This is a genomic window from Sphingomonas sp. R1, from assembly GCF_025960285.1.
In the GTDB taxonomy this organism is placed as follows: domain Bacteria; phylum Pseudomonadota; class Alphaproteobacteria; order Sphingomonadales; family Sphingomonadaceae; genus Sphingomonas.
In genome coordinates this window covers 2,589,033-2,605,024 of the sequence record NZ_CP110111.1, presented here as the reverse complement: position 1 = coordinate 2,605,024, position 15,992 = coordinate 2,589,033, and the positions used below count along the sequence as shown (strand labels likewise).

The following is a 15,992-nucleotide window of genomic DNA, read 5'->3' as shown; positions in this document are numbered from 1 at the left end:
TCGCGCGAGCGACGAGATGCCGCACCGCCTGCCGCGTGCTCAAGGCACCAGCACCGTGTCCACCGCCTGCGCCAGCGTCTCGGGATAGTCGAGGGTATAGTGCAGGCCCCGGCTCTCCTTGCGGTGGAGCGCCGAGCGGACGATCAGGTCGGCGCTCTCCAGCAGGTTGCGCAGCTCGATCAGGTCGGGCGTTACGCGGAAATGGCCGTAATAGTCGGCGACTTCCTCGCGCAGCAGCTTGATGCGGTGCGCGGCGCGCTCCAGCCGCTTGGTGGTGCGGACGATGCCGACATAGTTCCACATGAAGCGGCGGATCTCGGTCCAGTTCTGCTTGATGACGACTTCCTCGTCGGAATCGGTCACCCGGCTCTCGTCCCACGGCCGGATCGCGGGCGGCGGGGCGAGTTCGCCCCAATGCGCCGTGATGTGATTCGCCACCGCCTCGCCGAACACGAAGCATTCGAGCAGCGAGTTGGACGCCAGGCGATTGGCGCCGTGGAGCCCCGACTGGCTCACCTCGCCCGCCGCATAGAGGCCTGGCAGATCGGTGCGCCCGTCGCGATCGATCATCACGCCGCCGCAGGTATAATGCTGGGCGGGCACCACCGGGATCGGCTCCTTCGTCATGTCGAGGTCGAGGTCGAGCAGCCGGTGGTAGATGGTCGGGAAGTGATGCTGGACGAACTCCGGCCCCATGTGGCTGATGTCGAGGTGGACATAGTCGAGGCCGAGCCGCTTGATCTCATGGTCGATCGCCCGCGCCACGATGTCGCGTGGCGCCAGCTCGAGGCGGGGATCGAAATCGGGCATGAAGCGATGGCCGGCCTCGTCGCCCGCTTCGGGGGGCAGCAGCAGATGCCCGCCCTCGCCGCGCACCGCCTCGGTAATCAGGAAATTCTTGACGTCGAGATTGTAGAGGCAGGTCGGGTGGAACTGCATCATCTCCATGTTCGAGATGCGGCAGCCCGCGCGCCACGCCATGGCGATGCCGTCCCCGGTCGCGCCGCGCGGGGCGGTGGAGAAGAGATAGGTCCGCCCTGCCCCGCCCGTCGCCAGCACGGTCGCGCGGGCGGTGAACAGCTCGACCCGGTTGGTCGCGCGGTTGAAGGCATAGACGCCCCAGACATTGCCCGCGCCCGAATAGCGCAGCTCGTGCCGGCTGGTGGCGAGGTCGATCACCACCATGTCGGGCACCAAGGTGATGTTCGGATGCGCCTGCGCGGCGCGGAGCAATGCGGTCTGCACGGCTAGGCCCGTGGCGTCGTCGACATGCGCGATGCGGCGGTGGCTGTGGCCACCCTCGCGGGTGAGGTGCAGGGCATTGCCCTCGGTGTTGAACGGCACGCCGAGCTGGACCAGCCGCTCGATCGCAGCCGGCGCGTTCTCGACCACCATCTCGACGGTCGCGCGGTCGTTGAGGCCGGCGCCGGCGACCATCGTGTCCTCGATATGGCTTTCGAAGGTGTCGCCCTCTTCCAGCACCGCGGCGATGCCGCCCTGCGCCCAGGCGGTCGAGCCCTCGGCAAAGCCGCCTTTGGCCAGCACCGTCACCTTGAACCGGTCCGCCAGATGGAGCGCGGTGGTGAGCCCCGCCGCGCCGGAACCGAGGATCAGGACATCGCTTTGGTGGGTGGTGTCGGACAAAGAGGCACTCCTTTGCGGCGCTTAAAGCGCGCATGCGGCGGGTTCCGCAATCCCTACCCTTGGACCATAGAGGGTTGCGAAGGAGAAGCGGATGCGGCTGGGCTGGTGGATCGGAGTGGCGGTGCTGTTCGGCAGCGGCTCGGCCCAGGCGGCGACGTGCCGGCTTGGGGCCGCTGGAACGACGGTGCCGGTGGCGATCGAGGGCACCGGGCGATCGATGCTGGTGCATGTGCCTGCCGGTCGGAGCGCCGCGCGGCTGCCGCTGGTGTTCGTGTTCCATGGCAGCACCGGCAAGGGCCGCGACATCCTCGCCCAATCGAAGCTGGAAGCGACCGCGGACCGCCACGGCTTCCTCCTCGCCGCGCCCGATGGCGGCATCCCGGCCGAAGGCGGCTTCGTGTGGAACATCCCCGGCGTGCCCACAGTGACCGGCAAGATCCCCGGCCCGGACGATGCCGACGACGTCGCCTTCGTGCAGACCGCGTTCGACCAGCTGGCGGCCAAGGGCTGCGTGGATCGCGCGCGCATCTACGCCACCGGCTATTCGGGTGGCGGACGGATGACCTCGTGGCTCGGCTGCGTCGCGGCGGACCGCTTCGCCGCGATCGCGCCGGTGGTCGGCCTGCGCGCGGGCAATCCGCTGAAGGACCAGATGCGCGTGCCCGATCCGGCCACCTGCACGCCCGCGCGCCCGATGCCGGTGCTGACCTTCGCTGGTGATGCCGACACCACTAACCCGATCCAGGGCGGCGGCGCGGGCTATTGGCAGTACACGATGCACACGGCGCTGGTGCGCTGGGCGGACTTGAACAGGTGCCGGGTGGGGCCCGTGGAGCGCGCGGTGTCGGTGGACGTGAAGGAAGAGCGCTTCACCCGCTGCTCGGGCGGGGCCGACGTGGCCGGCCGGGTGAAGCACGGCGCAGGCCATGTCTGGACGGCGGATAACGAGGCGATGTGGGCGTTTTTCGCGACACATCGGCGCTAAACTCCCCACCCGATCAGTCCATCGCTCAAACCGTCATGCCAGCGCAAGCTGGCATCTCTGGAAGCCCGCTGCACCGTTTCAGCAAGGGCCCAGAGAGGCTGCAGCGTCCGCTGGGGCAAGGGCGGAGCTTGCGATAGCTGCTCGTGCATGACACGCTGTTTTGCGTGAAGCGATCGAGAGCAATCCTTCTCAGTGTAGCGGGTATCGTCGCGCTCGTGATCCTGACCCTACCCTATTGGGGTATGGGCCCTGCCGTGTTCCTCGATTCCGAGCGCTCAGTCATTTCCCGTGCATCGTCACCCGACGGGAAGCGCGTTGCCCAAGTGGAACGCGTCATCGTTGGCGGCGAGCCTTCGATCGTGATCCTCATCCGGCGATCCTGGGAGCCGGACTGGTATCTGACGGGCTGTGTCGCGGCGTCGCATTATCAAGACGAGCAAGCCCGAATTGAATGGGCCTCGAACACCCGTTTGATGATCTTCCACGGCCCGCAAGGTTACTGGGACAACAAGTCTGCCCCGTTCCATAACAATCCATGCAGCGATGTTACGGCCATCTTCCAGAAGAAGGGCTCATAGGAACCGCTTGGGCCGATCGCCCCCCTCAGGCCGCCCGCGTCAGGTTCAGGAACACATCCTCCAGGTCCGCCTCGCGGGTCGACACGTCGACGATCCCCAGCCCCGCCGCCTGCACCGCGCCCAGCACTTCGCCGGCGTTCGCCTGGTCCTTGCGGTAGGTGATCACCAGCACCCGCTCTCCCTTCAGCTCCACCTTCTGGAAGCAGGCATTGTCCGGCGCCGCGGCGATGTCGCGGTCCACCGTCACCTCGACAACCTTTTCCTGCGCCATGCCGACCAGCTCGCGCGTCGGTTTGTTGGCGATCAGTTGGCCGTGGTTGATGATCGCGATGCGGTCGCACAGCTCCTCGGCTTCTTCGAGATAGTGCGTCGTCAGCACCACCGTCACGCCGCGCTGGTTGAGCTGCTTCACATAGGCCCACAGCTGCTGCCGCAGTTCCACGTCGACGCCCGCGGTCGGCTCGTCGAGCACGATGATCGGCGGCGAATGCACCATCGCCTTGGCGACCATCAGCCGCCGCTTCATGCCGCCCGACAGCGTGCGCGAATAGGCATTGGCCTTGTCTTCGAGATGCACCGCGCGGAGCAGCGCCATCGCATCGAACCTGTCCTTGGCCACGCCGTACAGGCCCGCCTGGATCTCCAGCGTCTCCTTCGGCGTGAAGAAGGGGTCGAACATTATCTCCTGGTTGACGATGCCGATGCTCGCCTTGGCGTTGCGCGGGTGCGCGTCGATGTCGAAGCCCCAGATCGAGACCTTGCCGTCGGTCTTGTTGACCAGCCCGGCCAGGATGTTGATCAGCGTCGACTTGCCCGCGCCGTTCGGCCCCAGCAGCCCGAAGATCTGCCCCCGCGGCACGTCGAAGCTCACCCCGTCCAGCGCGCGCTTGCCGCCCTGATAGGTCTTGCAGAGAGTGTCGATCGCGATCGCAGCCTGGGTCATGAGGCGCAGCTTTAAGACCCTGCGCATCCGATTGCGAGCCCCCGCGCGCTTTGCTAAGGCTCCAGGCATGATCGCCCCGCCCGAAGTCCTCCGCACCGCCCAGCCCCGCGTCGCCTGCGACGGCACCGGCGAAGGTCTGCCCGCCGCCCTCGGCCACCCGCGTGTCTATCTGCAGATCGACGAGAGCGGCTATGTCGATTGCGGTTATTGCGACCGCCGTTTCGTGCTGATCGGCGGCCCCGCCGACGGCGCCGACCAGAGCCAGCTGCCCGATCACCCGGCAGGCGCCAGCATCTGATCGTCGCGGGAGCGCGTGACTCTGCGCACGCGCCTCCTATATCGTCAGAATGAGCATTCCTACCGATCCCCGCGCCTTCCTCTATCGCGACGGGCTCGATCCCGACGCTGCCGTTCGCCTGACCGCCGATGCACTGGGCCAGGCCGAGGATGGCGAGCTCTATCTGCAATATCGCAAGTCCGAGGCGTTCGGCTTCGATGACGGCCGGCTGAAGACCGCCGCCTATGACACGCAGTCGGGCTTCGGCCTGCGCGCGGTCTCGGGCGAGACGACGGCGTTCGCGCACGCCAACGAGATCAGCGCCGCCGCGATCCGCCGCGCTGCCGAGACGATGGCGCTGATCGATCCTGCCAAGCAGGGCAAGGCGCCCCCGCCGCAGGGCAACAACCGCCATCTCTACACCGATGCCGATCCGCTCGACCTGGTGCCCTTCGCCGACAAGGTGAATCTGTGCCAGACGATCGACGCCGCCGCCCGCGCCCGCGATCCGCGGGTCAAGCAGGTGTCGGTGAGCCTCACCGGCCAGTGGAGCGTGGTCGAGGTCGTGCGCGCCGACGGTTTCGTCGCTACCGATGTGCGGCCGCTGGTGCGACTCAACGTCTCGGTCGTGGTCGAGCAGAACGGCCGCCGCGAGACGGGCAGCTTCGGCACCGGCGGGCGCGTGGTCTATGACCGGCTGTTCCAGCCCGAGACCTGGAACCGCGCGATTGACGAGGCGCTGGCCCAGGCGCTGGTCAATCTCGACGCGGTTGCGGCGCCGGCCGGCGACATGACCGTGCTGTGCGGCCCCGGCTGGCCCGGGGTGCTGCTCCACGAAGCGGTGGGCCATGGCCTAGAGGGCGACTTCAACCGCAAGGGCACCAGCGCCTTTTCCGGCCGGATCGGCGAGCGCGTCGCCGCGTCCGGTGTGACCGTGGTCGACGACGGCTCGATCCACGATCGTCGCGGGTCGCTTTCGATCGACGACGAGGGCACCCCGACCCGCGAGACGGTGCTGATCGAGGACGGCATCCTCAAGGGCTATATGCAGGACCGGCTCAATGCCCGGCTGATGGGCGTCGAGCCGACCGGCAACGGCCGTCGTGAGTCGTTCCAGCACGCACCGATGCCCCGGATGACCAACACCTTCATGAAGGGCGGCAAGGACGATCCTGCCGAGCTGCTCGCCCGCGTGAAGAAGGGCATCTATGCCAAGAGCTTCGGCGGGGGGCAGGTCGACATCGTCTCGGGCAAGTTCGTCTTCTCGTGCACCGAGGCCTATCTGATCGAGAACGGCAAGCTTGGCGCGCCGATCAAGGGCGCGACGCTGATCGGCGACGGGCCGACGGTGCTCCACCGCGTGACCGGCATCGGCAACGACTTCGCGCTCGACGAAGGCATCGGCATGTGCGGCAAGGGCGGCCAGTCGGTGCCCGCCGGCGTCGGCCAGCCGACGCTGTTGGTGGAAGGACTGACGGTGGGCGGGACGGCAGCGTGATCAGCCGCTGCCGGTAAGCACGTCGACCGCGCCAAGGATACGGAAGCGCTCCCCGGCGAGCGATCCGACCCGCTCGCGGAGTTCGGCGGTGCGGATGGCCGCGGCGAATTCCGTCATCAGCACCCACGTCTCGCCGTTCACGTCGAATTGCGGATGCAAGCGCGGCGTGGTCGGGGCGCTTTCGCCGGGCTTCGCAAGCGGGATGACGAAGCGCGTGCCGATCGTTGCGAGATCATCGGCCTGGCAGTCGATCACCAAGCCGCCACCCGCCAGCCGATACACGTCGAACTGCGTCATCAGAACAGGCGATAGCGCTCGAGCGGCAATCCGTTCTCTTCGACCCAGCGGTTATGGGCTTCGGCCCATTCGCGATTCTCTTCCTGCCAACGCCGGTCGCGCTCTGCCTTGGCGGCCGCGCGGATTGCGGCTTCGCAGACCTGGGAGAGATTCAGACCCATTTCGCGCCCTGCCGCCACCACGCCCGTGTCCAGCGACAGGTTGACCGCCTTGCGCTTGCCGGACGCGATCGGATCGTGCTTCATGCGGACAAGTTATGCGCATGCCCCATGCGCGTCAACGCCGGGAGACGCCACCATGGCCCTTGTCGAACTCGGCCGGTTCAACCGGCAGGAAGCCTTCATCGTCCAGGGACGGCTGGAGGATGAGGACATCCCCAGCTTCGTGTTCGACGCCGGCGCCAGCATCGCCGACGGCAGCTATCTGCTGATCCCAGTGCGGGTGATGGTCGACGACGAAGATCTCGCCGCCGCGCGCACCATCGTCGACGCGGCGGGTGGCGCTACGCCGTAATCCCCTGGAGCAGCTTGGGCACGTCGCCGCTCTCGCCGCGCGCCTCGCCCATGAACCAGGACTTGAGCGGCGGGATCCTGTCCACCGCCGACAGGCCGAAGCGCCGCACCGCATTGGGCAGCGCGCCGGGAATGCCGAACAGCCGGGTCAGCCCGTCGGTCGCCAGCGCCACCATGAAGGTGTCGAGCCCGCGCCAGCGCTGGTAGCGGGCGAGCAGCTCGGGATCGCCCATGTCGAGCCCCAGGCGCTTGCCGTCGACCAGCACCTCGATCAAGGTTGCCACGTCGCGGAAGCCGACATTGACGCCCTGCCCGGCAATCGGGTGGATGCCATGCGCCGCGTCGCCGACCAGCGCCAGCCGCTCGGCGGTGATCCAGGCGGCGTGGTGGAAGCCGAGCGGGTACGAAGAGCGCGACGACAGCGGCCCCAGCTTCCCCAGGAACCCGCCCATCTTCTTCTCGGCCTCGGCCAGATAGGCGCGGTCGGAAATCTTGTGCATCGCCGCCGCGTCGCGGGCGTGGACTGTCCACACCACCGCCGAGCGATGGCCGCGTTCGTCGTCGAGCAGCGGCAGGATCGCGAACGGACCCTGCGGGTAGAAGATCTCGTAGGCGATATTCTCGTGGGATCGCTCATGGTTGAGCGTCGCGATCATCGCGGCGTGGTCATATGTCCAGCGCGCGACCTTGAAGCCGGCCGAATCGCGGGTGGGGGATTTGCGCCCCTCCGCCGCGATCAGCAACTGCGCGCGCACGGTAGCACCCGAATCGAGTGTTGCGACCACGCCGTGCGACCCGCGCTCCACCGAGACGGCGCGGGTCTGCATCCGCACATCTGCCAGCGATGCCGCCTGGGCCGCTTCGAACAGCGCGGTGCGCAGCACGCGATTCTCGAACATATGGCCGAGCGCGCCGTCATCGGCGTCCGGCGCGAAGTCGAGCTTGCCCGGTTCCAGTCCGTCGGAGACGCGAATGCCTTCGATCGGGCAGCCCTTCCCCGCCAGCCGCCCGGCGACGCCGATCGCTTCAAACATCCGCATCGGCGCGCTCGCGATCGCCGAGGCGCGACCGTCGAAGCTCGCGCCGAGGATGGTTTCGGGGTCTGCCGGATCGATTACGATCGAGCTGATGCCATGCGCGTCGAGCGCAACCGCCAGCGCGCTGCCGACCAGCCCGCCGCCAAGGATGAGAATGTCCGCCTGGTCCATGCGGACCGCCCTAGCAGGTTCGCACGCGGCTGCCAGCCGTCAACAGGGGCAGGCGGCGAACGGAGCGCGCCTGCCTTGACGCCGGAGTCCGCAGGCGCGATGATTCCGGCGACCTTTTTCCTTGCAGATCCGGAGGCTGGACGATGGCGTCCCGCGCAGAGGCGCCGCACTGGCGCGACACGATGAAGGCGGGCGTCCGCCGCGGCGGGTTCGTCCTGGCAGGCACGGCGCTGTTCGTCCTTACCGTCGCGCTGGTACTGGCGCTGGTGAGCTACCACGCCTCGGATCCAGCGCTGAACACCGCCGCGGGCGGACCGGTGCGCAACTGGCTGGGCCCGGTCGGCGCTTGGATCGCCGACATCCTCTACACGCTGATCGGCCTGCCGGTGCTGCTGCTCGCACCTGTAGGCCTGCTGTCGGCGCACCGGATGATGATCGACCGCCCGATCGAGCGCCCGCGCCGGATGATCGGGAGCGCGAGCGTTGCTGCCGCGCTGGCCGCGGTTGGTCTGGGGCTGCTCCATTTCGACTGGTCGCTGCCGCTCGACTGGCGGCTCCCCGCCGGCATGGGCGGGCTGATCGGCCTCTCGATCGCAGGCGGGGTCGACTGGCTGATCGGACTGGCGGGCGATCCCGCAGTGTCGTTCTGGGTCGGCCGTGGCATCGGACTGCTGCTGCTGCTCGGCGGCCTGTGGCTATGGTGGATGCGGCTCGAGTTCACCTCCCCTACCCGCCTGTTCCGCATGCCGCGCTTCACCCGCAGCACGGGCGAGGAGCGGATCGTGACCGCCACGGCCGACGGGGCCCGGTTCCGCGCGAAATCGCAACCGGCGCCGGTGTTCGACGATGCGGACGCGGAAGACCTGCCCTTCGACCGCGACACCCCCGTCACCGCCGAGCCGCGCCGTGTCGTGGTGCCGGACAATCGCCCCGGCCCCGTGATCGCCGACCGTACCGTCTCCACCGCGCCTGCGCGTACCAAGCCGCCCGTGCAGGCTGCGCTCGACTTCAAGGACAGCTACCAGCTGCCCCCGCTCGATCTGCTGACGCCGCCGCCTGCCAATTGCACCTCGACGGTCGACAAAGCCGCACTGGAGCGCAACGCCCGGCTGCTCGAAAGCGTGCTCGAGGACTTCCATGTGAAGGGCGAGATCGTCGAGGTCCGCCCCGGTCCGGTCGTCACCATGTACGAGCTGGAGCCGGCGAGCGGCATCAAGGCCAGCCGCGTGATCCAGCTCGCCGACGACATTGCCCGCAACATGAGCGCGATCTCGGCGCGTGTTGCCACCATCCCGGGCCGCACCGTGATGGGCATCGAGCTGCCCAACACCACGCGGGAGGGCGTGAGCCTGCATGAGCTGATCGGCAGCCAGCAGTTCGAGGAACAGGGCGCCACCCTGCCGGTGGTGCTTGGCAAGAACATCGCCGGCGAGCCGGTGATCGCCGACCTGGCGCCGATGCCGCATCTGCTCGTCGCCGGCACCACCGGCTCGGGCAAGTCGGTCGGGCTCAACTGCATGATCCTGTCGCTGCTCTACCGGCTCACGCCCGAACAGTGCCGGCTGATCATGATCGATCCGAAGATGCTGGAACTCAGCATGTACAAGGATATCCCCCACCTGCTCGCCGATGTGGTGACCGAGCCCCCAAAGGCAGTGCGCGCGCTCAAATGGGCGGTGGAGCAGATGGAGGATCGCTACCGGATGATGGCCTCGGTCAACGTTCGCAGCCTGGCCAGCTACAACGACAAGGTGCGCACGGCGAAGGCCAAGGGCCAGACGCTCGGCCGCAAGGTGCAGGTCGGCTATGACCCGGAAACCGGCAAGCCGATCTACGAGGAAGAGACGCTCGACCTGCAGGTGCTGCCGCTGATCGTCGTCATCGTCGACGAGCTGGCCGACCTGATGATGACCGCGGGCAAGGAAGTCGAATTCCTCATCCAGCGCCTCGCCCAGAAGGCGCGCGCGGCGGGCATCCACCTGATTATGGCGACGCAGCGCCCCTCGGTCGACGTCATCACCGGCGTGATCAAGGCCAACCTGCCGACCCGGATCAGCTTCCACGTCACCTCGAAGATTGATTCGCGCACCATCCTCGGCGAACAGGGCGCCGAGCAGCTGCTGGGCAAGGGCGACATGCTCTATATGTCCGGCGGCAAGGGCATCACCCGCGTGCACGGGCCGTTCGTCAGCGACGACGAGGTCCAGGCGATCACCGATTTCTGGCGCGCACAGGGGGCGCCGGATTATATCTCCGCAGTCACCGAGGAGCCCGAGGACGGCGGCTTCACCCTGGAAGGCGCTCCCGACGGCGAGGACAGCCCCGAAGAGCAGACCTATCGCCGCGCGGTCCAGCTGGTGGCCGAGAGCCAGAAGGCGTCGACCTCGTGGCTGCAGCGCCAGCTGCGCGTCGGCTACAATTCCGCCGCCCGTCTGATCGAGCGGATGGAGCGCGAGAATCTGGTCTCCAAACCCGACCATGTCGGCCGCCGCGAGGTGCTGATGGATACCGAAGGGCGCCCGTTGTAACGGGATCGAATCGGGCGGGGTACGGGTTCACAGCCCGTTCAAGCCCCGCCCGCTATCCGGGCGACCAGCAATTCGGAGACTATGCAGTGTTTTCCCGTTCTTTCGCCCTGTCGGCGCTTGCCGCCCCGCTGCTCGTCGCCGCTGCGCCGGCGCCCGAACTGGCGCAGGTCCAGGCGCATCTGAAGGCGGTCACCACCATGGTCGCGGACTTCAGCCAGGAAGACCGAAACGGCCGCGTGCTGACCGGCACGATGACGCTGAAGAAGCCCGGCAAGATCCGCTTCCAGTATGAGAAGGGCGTGCCCCAGCTGATCGTGGCGGACGGCAGCAGCCTCTATTTCATCGATTATCAGGTGCGGCAGGTACAGCGCTGGCCGGTCGGCAACTCGCCGCTGCGCGTGCTGTTCGATCCCTCCAAGATGGAAAGCTATGCTACGGTGAAGCCCACCGCAGACCAGCGGGTCATCTCGGTCGAGGTGCATGATCCCAAAAAGCCGGAATATGGCCGGATCACGATGGTCTTCCAGAAGGACGCCGCCGCCCCCGGCGGCCTCAAGCTTCAGGGCTGGGTCGCGCTCGATGCACAGAGCAATCGGACGACGATCCGGCTTACCAACCAGCGCTTTAACGGTGCAGTGGCCGATTCGGCCTTTCGCTGGACCGATCCGCGCCCGCAGGGGCGGACACATTAATTCGGATCCTGTGCAATCGTTCATCCAAGCGACAGGTTCGCTCGTCTAGAGAGACAGGGCGGATGGGGTTTTGCCCGGGATTTTTCCCCCTGTTGCCCGGGCCTGTATCCCCTTCCCGCCTGCGTGACGAACGCTAGGTCGGCCCTCGCTCCATTGCCCCCGGAGCGGGGGCCTTTCCTTTTCTGCGCGCCACCGATGATACACTGGTACTTCGCCGCGGAATCGCTACATCGGCGCGCGTGAAGATCGCCTCCTGGAACATCAACTCCGTCCGCTTCCGCCTGCCCATCGTCGAGCAGTTCCTGCGTGAGGAGGCCCCTGACATCCTGTGTCTCCAGGAGACCAAGGTGATCGACGGCGATTTCCCCGAGGGGCCGTTCCGCGAGCTCGGCTACACCCATGTCATCAAGCACGGGCAGCGGATGCATCACGGCGTCGCGATCCTCTCCCGCGTGCCGGTGACCGAGGACGATCGGCTGGACTGGCAGGCGAATCAGGAAGCGCGGCATGTCGGCGTGCGGCTGCCCAACGGCGTGCGGCTCGAGAATGTCTATGTTCCCGCCGGCGGCGACGTGCCCGATCGCGAGGTGAACCCCAAGTTCGGCCAGAAGCTCGATTTCGTCCAGCGGATGACCGAATGGTCACAAGCGCTCGACGTGCCGACCATCCTCACCGGCGACTTCAACATCGCCCCCCTCGAAGCGGACGTGTGGAGCCATAAGCAGCTGCTCGACGTCGTTAGCCATACCCCGATCGAAGTGGAAGCGCTGGGCCGACTGAAGGCGGCGCATGGCTGGGTCGATCTGGGCCGCAAGTTCATCCCTGCGCCAGCGCGCTGCTACACCTGGTGGAGCTACCGCGCCAAGGACTGGGCCGCCTCCGATCGCGGGCGGCGGCTCGACCATATGTGGGCCAGCCCCGAGGTTGCGGCCAAGGCGACGGCCCACAAGGTGTGCGAGCCGTGCCGCGCCTGGCTCAAGCCTTCGGACCATGTACCGATCGTAACGGAGTTCGACTTCTGATGGACGCGCGTGCTGCCGCCGAAGCCGTGGACGCGCTGCGTCGCGGCTGGCCGATCGCCATTCGTGGCGCAGAGGGTACCCTCCGGCTGCTCGCGATCGAGACCGGCGACGGCGAGCGGCTGGCGGCGTTCGATCCTGCCGGGGCCGCGCCGGTGCTGCTCTCGGCGGGCCGCGCCGCGACGCTAAAGCTCGCCAACCAGCGCGATGCGGCAACGCCCGATGCACCGGTGCTGGTCGAGCGGGTGGACTGGCTGGACTTCGACGCAGCGACCGCGCTGGCCGACCCGCAGTTCGACCTCGCCACCCCGCTCAAGGGTCCTTTCCGCGCGATTCCGGTGATGCATGCCGATGCGGCCGCGGCGGCGCTGCGGCTGGCGCGGATCGCCGGGCTGCTGCCGGCCTTCTTCGTGCTCGAAGGCTATGCCGAGGACGCAATCACCCTTGCCGATATCGACGCACACGAGGATGCCGATCGCCTGCGCATCGTCGGCCGCGCGCGGCTGCCGGTGGAAGCGGCCGAGGATTCCGAGATCGTCGCATTCCGCACCGACGAGATGCCGGGCGAGCATATCGCGCTGCTGATCGGCCAACCGAACGGCGAGGCGCCGCTGGTGCGGCTGCACAGCGAATGCCTGACCGGCGACATGCTCGGCAGCCTGAAGTGCGATTGCGGCCCGCAATTAAAGGCAGCGATTGCCGAGATTTCCAGGAGCGGCTGGGGTATCCTGCTCTATCTGCGCCAGGAAGGCCGCGGCATCGGCCTGATCAACAAGCTGCGTGCCTATGCGCTGCAAGACCAGGGCTTCGATACGGTGGATGCGAACACGCGGCTGGGCTTCGCAATCGACGCGCGTAATTTCCGCGTCGCGGCGCGGATGCTGGCGCTGCTCGGGCAGCCGCGCATCCGGCTGCTCACCAACAACCCGCAAAAGGTCGAAACACTGCGGGCTGCCGGCGTCGACGTGCTGGAGCGGGTTCCGCACGTGCTGCCGGCCAACCCCCACAACGCGCGATACCTGGCTACCAAACGGGATCGCACCGGGCACGAGTTCTGACCCTCCCGTGCTCGGGCTTTCGCAGGAGCAGGGTTAGGCAATCAACCGGGCGACGTCGTCAAAGTCGTGTGCGATGTGCTGGACGCCGAGCGCCCGGAGCCGCTCGCCATGATCCGCTGCACAATGGGCGCCGGCGCACAGACCGATCACCGTCGCACCGGACGCCACCGCGCCTTGCACGCCGACCGGCGAATCCTCGAGGATCACGCACCGTTCGATCGGCACCCCGATCGCGGCAGCCGCGTGGAAATAAAGGTCGGGCGCGGGCTTGCCGTTGGCGACATGTTCCCGGCCGCTGAACAGTTTGTCGCCGAACAGGTCGCGCACCCCCAGATGGCGAAGGTGGGTGTCGAGCCAATGCGTCGGGCTGGACGAGGCGATCGCCTTAGGCAGATCCGCCGGCAGGCTTTCGAGAAAGCGCAGCGCCCCGGCAACCGCGGGCAGCCCCTGTTCCAGCACCCGCGCGTCTTCGTCGGCGCGGGCGGCATGGAAATCCTCCGGCACAGGACGGCCGATCCAGCGTTCGACGGCGGCAAGAAAGTCATGTCCCGCCAGTCCCATGAAATGCGCCATCGAATGTTCGGGGGTCGTCGGGTGGCCGATGCTCGTCAGATAGTCGGCGACATGCTTGTTGCCGGCATATTCGCTCTCAAGCAGCACCCCGTCGAAATCGAAGATGATGCCGTCGAAGCGCACCGGGAGCGTCTTCGGCGCCGAGGAAAGATCGTTCACGCCCGTTCTCCGAACAGCGCCGTACCGACGCGGATATGAGTGGCCCCGAGCGTCACCGCAGTCTCGTAGTCGCTCGACATGCCCATGCTCAGCCCCTCCAGCCCATAGTCGCGCGCCAGCTTGGCGAGCAGCGCGAAATAGGGGGCAGCCTCCAGATCGGCGGGGGGTACGCACATCAGGCCCGCGACGGGCAGGCTGGCAGCCCTCGCTTCGGCAAGCAGCGCGGGCAGTTCCGCGACTGGGCAGCCGCCCTTTTGGGGCTCGTCACCGATATTGACCTGGAGGAAGCAGGCAGGGCGACGATCTGCCTTGTCCATCGCCTTGGCGAGCGCCGCCACCAGCGAGGGGCGGTCCACGCCGTGGATGGCGTCGAACAACGCCACGGCCTCGTCCGCCTTGTTCGACTGAAGCTGTCCGACCAGATGCAGCGCGATATCGGAAGTTGTCTCGCGCAACTGCGGCCACTTACCCTGCGCTTCCTGCACGCGGTTTTCCCCGAACACGCGCTGGCCTGCATCGATCAGCGGCTGGATCGTCGCGGCGTCGTGCGTCTTGGAAACCGCGATCAGGGTGATGTCGGCGGGCTTGCGGCCGGCAATCTTGGCGGCGCGGGCGATTGCGGTCTGCACCGCGGCGAGCCGCTGGCTGGCATCGTCTTGAAGCATGAGGCGGGCTATAGGCATCGCGATGCCGACCCGCCACCCCCCAATCCCGCGCCAGTGGCTGATGACCGACCCCCGGCTCGGCGATCGCCTATGGGAGGCACTGGACCGGCTGCCGCGCGGCAGTGGCGTGATCTTCCGCCATTACCAGCTGCCCTTGCCTGCGCGCCGGGCTCTGTTCGCACGCATCGTCCAGGTCGCACGGCGACGCGGCCTGGTGCTACTGCGCGCGGGAGCCGAGCCGATGCGCGGCGAGCAAGGCACGCACGGCCAGCGCGGCCGCGGACTTACGACCTGGCCCGTACATTCGCGGCGCGAGGCGGCGGCAGCGATTCGGGCGGGCGCCGACGCGCTGCTGGTTTCGCCGGTCTTCCCCACCCGCTCGCATCCCGGGGCGCCGGTGCTGGGGCCGGTGCGATTCGGCCTCTTCGTCCGCGGCCTTGGCGTACCGGTGATCGCCCTCGGCGGCATGAACGCGCATAATGCGCGGCGCCTGCACGGGATGGGAATTCATGGCTGGGCGGCAATCGACGCCTGGGCCCGCTAGCTCAGAAGCGGAAGGCCGTGCCGATATAGATGGACTGGCTGTCGCGGCGCGCGTCTTCGTTGAACTGGATCAGGCGATCCCGCTCGCTCTTGTACCGGACGCCCGCCGTCACATCGAGACGACGCGAGATGGCATAGGAGCCGCCGATATCCAGCGAGTAGCTCGGCTTGTCGCCGATCAGCACCGGGGTACCGGCCAGCGGCTTGTCCTCGCTCGCGGCGATACGGCCGCTCACGCGCTTGCCGGCATAGCTGACCGCGACTTCGGAACGATCGCGGCTGCCCGGCTGGATGCCCGCCATGTCGATATGGCTCACGTCACCCGAGACGGCGAATCGACGCCAGCCCACCGCGACGCCCAGATTGTAGGCGATCGGTGCCAGGCTGACCGACGCCGGCTTGGCCGTAGCCACGCGGCTCGCGGTTTCCACCGCTCGGTTCGAAGCCGCGCGCACCGCGATGGTGACGCCGCGATTCGATCCAATCCGCGATTCGGCGGGCGTGAAGCGGAAGCCCGCACCGTTCATCCCGCTGCGCGCCAGCACGGCGGCAAGCTTTGGATCGGCAGCAGCCGGCGTGAAGCCGCCCGCCGCGTGCAGCGTCATCGGTGCAGAATGAACGGCCGCCTTCAGTGCGCGGTCTCGTTCCTGAGCCTGGAGCGTGGGCGCGACGAGGAGCCCGGCGGCGCACAGCGCCCCCAGCCCAAGTCCCGACATCCAACGTACCAAGCGCATTTGCATACCTCTCTAATGGTGGCCCCTACCATGGAATCAAAGCGACGTTCCACCGGTGGGAGCAATTTTCCCGGAGTGT

The 15,992-nt window shown here is 67.6% G+C and carries 18 protein-coding genes; 10 read left to right on the top strand and 8 right to left on the bottom strand.

Features of this window, described 5'->3' with window-relative positions; all coding sequences use genetic code 11:
- Positions 1-39 precede the first annotated feature (39 nt).
- A complete protein-coding gene (gene nadB, locus OIM94_RS12470; protein WP_264607041.1) occupies positions 40-1,644 on the bottom strand; it encodes an L-aspartate oxidase in 1,605 nt (534 codons plus the stop codon).
- 91 nt (positions 1,645-1,735) lie between these two features.
- Between nadB and OIM94_RS12465 the strand changes: the two genes are divergently transcribed.
- The gene (locus tag OIM94_RS12465) at positions 1,736-2,629 is read left to right on the top strand and encodes an alpha/beta hydrolase family esterase (protein WP_264607040.1); all 894 of its coding nucleotides are present in this window, start codon (positions 1,736-1,738) and stop codon (positions 2,627-2,629) included.
- Between the two features lie 143 nt (positions 2,630-2,772).
- Positions 2,773-3,207: a hypothetical protein gene (locus tag OIM94_RS12460; RefSeq protein WP_264607039.1), complete on the top strand. Its 435-nt coding sequence runs from the start codon at positions 2,773-2,775 to the stop codon at positions 3,205-3,207.
- A 25-nt stretch (positions 3,208-3,232) separates the two neighbouring features.
- Here the strand turns inward: OIM94_RS12460 and OIM94_RS12455 are convergent, their stop codons facing one another.
- Positions 3,233-4,150, bottom strand: a complete 918-nt coding sequence (locus OIM94_RS12455; protein WP_264607038.1) for an ABC transporter ATP-binding protein — start codon at positions 4,148-4,150, stop codon at positions 3,233-3,235.
- Between the two features lie 67 nt (positions 4,151-4,217).
- Here OIM94_RS12455 and OIM94_RS12450 point away from each other — a divergent pair, with 67 nt between their 5' ends.
- Positions 4,218-4,448, top strand: a complete 231-nt coding sequence (locus tag OIM94_RS12450; protein ID WP_264607037.1) for a zinc-finger domain-containing protein — start codon at positions 4,218-4,220, stop codon at positions 4,446-4,448.
- Between the two features lie 49 nt (positions 4,449-4,497).
- On the top strand, positions 4,498-5,925 hold the full coding sequence (gene tldD / locus OIM94_RS12445) for a metalloprotease TldD (RefSeq protein ID WP_264607036.1): 1,428 nt from the start codon (positions 4,498-4,500) through the stop codon (positions 5,923-5,925).
- Here tldD and OIM94_RS12440 read toward each other — a convergent pair whose 3' ends face one another.
- Positions 5,926-6,222 carry a CcdB family protein gene (locus tag OIM94_RS12440; protein WP_264607035.1) on the bottom strand — a complete coding sequence of 99 codons (297 nt, stop codon included), beginning with the start codon at positions 6,220-6,222 and terminating at the stop codon, positions 5,926-5,928.
- A complete protein-coding gene (locus tag OIM94_RS12435; RefSeq protein ID WP_264607034.1) occupies positions 6,222-6,467 on the bottom strand; it encodes a type II toxin-antitoxin system CcdA family antitoxin in 246 nt (81 codons plus the stop codon). The genes OIM94_RS12440 and OIM94_RS12435 overlap by 1 nt, the downstream gene beginning before the upstream one ends.
- Before the next feature lie 52 nt (positions 6,468-6,519).
- On the opposite strand from OIM94_RS12435, the gene OIM94_RS12430 reads away from it, so the two are divergent.
- The gene (locus OIM94_RS12430; protein WP_084582409.1) at positions 6,520-6,735 is read left to right on the top strand and encodes a DUF2007 domain-containing protein; all 216 of its coding nucleotides are present in this window, start codon (positions 6,520-6,522) and stop codon (positions 6,733-6,735) included.
- On the opposite strand, the gene OIM94_RS12425 is transcribed toward OIM94_RS12430, so the two are convergent.
- Positions 6,725-7,942, bottom strand: coding sequence for a UbiH/UbiF/VisC/COQ6 family ubiquinone biosynthesis hydroxylase (locus tag OIM94_RS12425; protein ID WP_264607033.1), 1,218 nt, complete (start codon positions 7,940-7,942; stop codon positions 6,725-6,727). The two genes, OIM94_RS12430 and OIM94_RS12425, sit on opposite strands and share 11 nt — an antisense overlap.
- 143 nt (positions 7,943-8,085) lie before the next feature.
- Here OIM94_RS12425 and OIM94_RS12420 point away from each other — a divergent pair, with 143 nt between their 5' ends.
- From OIM94_RS12420 to ribA, 4 genes are all read left to right on the top strand, one after another.
- A complete protein-coding gene (locus OIM94_RS12420; protein WP_264607032.1) occupies positions 8,086-10,470 on the top strand; it encodes a DNA translocase FtsK in 2,385 nt (794 codons plus the stop codon).
- 86 nt (positions 10,471-10,556) lie between these two features.
- On the top strand, positions 10,557-11,162 hold the full coding sequence (locus OIM94_RS12415) for a LolA family protein (RefSeq protein ID WP_264607031.1): 606 nt from the start codon (positions 10,557-10,559) through the stop codon (positions 11,160-11,162).
- Positions 11,163-11,401: 239 nt separating this feature from the next.
- Positions 11,402-12,184: an exodeoxyribonuclease III gene (locus OIM94_RS12410; protein ID WP_264607030.1), complete on the top strand. Its 783-nt coding sequence runs from the start codon at positions 11,402-11,404 to the stop codon at positions 12,182-12,184.
- Positions 12,184-13,239: a GTP cyclohydrolase II gene (gene ribA, locus OIM94_RS12405; RefSeq protein WP_264607029.1), complete on the top strand. Its 1,056-nt coding sequence runs from the start codon at positions 12,184-12,186 to the stop codon at positions 13,237-13,239. Before OIM94_RS12410 ends, ribA begins: the two co-directional genes overlap by 1 nt.
- 33 nt (positions 13,240-13,272) lie before the next feature.
- Here ribA and OIM94_RS12400 read toward each other — a convergent pair whose 3' ends face one another.
- Both OIM94_RS12400 and OIM94_RS12395 read right to left on the bottom strand, forming a co-directional pair.
- Complete coding sequence (locus OIM94_RS12400) at positions 13,273-13,971, bottom strand: HAD family hydrolase (protein WP_264607028.1); 699 nt, start codon at positions 13,969-13,971, stop codon at positions 13,273-13,275.
- On the bottom strand, positions 13,968-14,636 hold the full coding sequence (locus OIM94_RS12395; RefSeq protein WP_264607027.1) for a YggS family pyridoxal phosphate-dependent enzyme: 669 nt from the start codon (positions 14,634-14,636) through the stop codon (positions 13,968-13,970). Before OIM94_RS12395 ends, OIM94_RS12400 begins: the two co-directional genes overlap by 4 nt.
- Here OIM94_RS12395 and OIM94_RS12390 point away from each other — a divergent pair.
- On the top strand, positions 14,635-15,180 hold the full coding sequence (locus OIM94_RS12390; RefSeq protein ID WP_264607026.1) for a thiamine phosphate synthase: 546 nt from the start codon (positions 14,635-14,637) through the stop codon (positions 15,178-15,180). The two genes, OIM94_RS12395 and OIM94_RS12390, sit on opposite strands and share 2 nt — an antisense overlap.
- Before the next feature lies 1 nt (position 15,181).
- Here the strand turns inward: OIM94_RS12390 and OIM94_RS12385 are convergent, their stop codons facing one another.
- Positions 15,182-15,913 (bottom strand): hypothetical protein, encoded by a 732-nt coding sequence (locus OIM94_RS12385; RefSeq protein ID WP_264607025.1) that lies wholly within the window; start codon positions 15,911-15,913, stop codon positions 15,182-15,184.
- Positions 15,914-15,992 lie beyond the last annotated feature (79 nt).

Excerpts from the sequence above, each read along its gene's own strand:
- OIM94_RS12465 (WP_264607040.1), top strand. The coding sequence starts at position 1,736 with ATGCGGCTGGGCTGGTGGATCGGAGTGGCGGTGCTGTTCGGCAGCGGC.
- OIM94_RS12455 (WP_264607038.1), bottom strand. The coding sequence starts at position 4,150 with ATGACCCAGGCTGCGATCGCGATCGACACTCTCTGCAAGACCTATCAG.
- OIM94_RS12450 (WP_264607037.1), top strand. The coding sequence starts at position 4,218 with ATGATCGCCCCGCCCGAAGTCCTCCGCACCGCCCAGCCCCGCGTCGCC.
- tldD (WP_264607036.1), top strand. The coding sequence starts at position 4,498 with ATGAGCATTCCTACCGATCCCCGCGCCTTCCTCTATCGCGACGGGCTC.
- OIM94_RS12440 (WP_264607035.1), bottom strand. The coding sequence starts at position 6,222 with ATGACGCAGTTCGACGTGTATCGGCTGGCGGGTGGCGGCTTGGTGATC.
- OIM94_RS12435 (WP_264607034.1), bottom strand. The coding sequence starts at position 6,467 with ATGAAGCACGATCCGATCGCGTCCGGCAAGCGCAAGGCGGTCAACCTG.
- OIM94_RS12430 (WP_084582409.1), top strand. The coding sequence starts at position 6,520 with ATGGCCCTTGTCGAACTCGGCCGGTTCAACCGGCAGGAAGCCTTCATC.
- OIM94_RS12425 (WP_264607033.1), bottom strand. The coding sequence starts at position 7,942 with ATGGACCAGGCGGACATTCTCATCCTTGGCGGCGGGCTGGTCGGCAGC.
- OIM94_RS12420 (WP_264607032.1), top strand. The coding sequence starts at position 8,086 with ATGGCGTCCCGCGCAGAGGCGCCGCACTGGCGCGACACGATGAAGGCG.
- ribA (WP_264607029.1), top strand. The coding sequence starts at position 12,184 with ATGGACGCGCGTGCTGCCGCCGAAGCCGTGGACGCGCTGCGTCGCGGC.
- OIM94_RS12390 (WP_264607026.1), top strand. The coding sequence starts at position 14,635 with ATGAGGCGGGCTATAGGCATCGCGATGCCGACCCGCCACCCCCCAATC.
- OIM94_RS12395 (WP_264607027.1), bottom strand. The coding sequence starts at position 14,636 with ATGCTTCAAGACGATGCCAGCCAGCGGCTCGCCGCGGTGCAGACCGCA.
- OIM94_RS12385 (WP_264607025.1), bottom strand. The coding sequence starts at position 15,913 with ATGCGCTTGGTACGTTGGATGTCGGGACTTGGGCTGGGGGCGCTGTGC.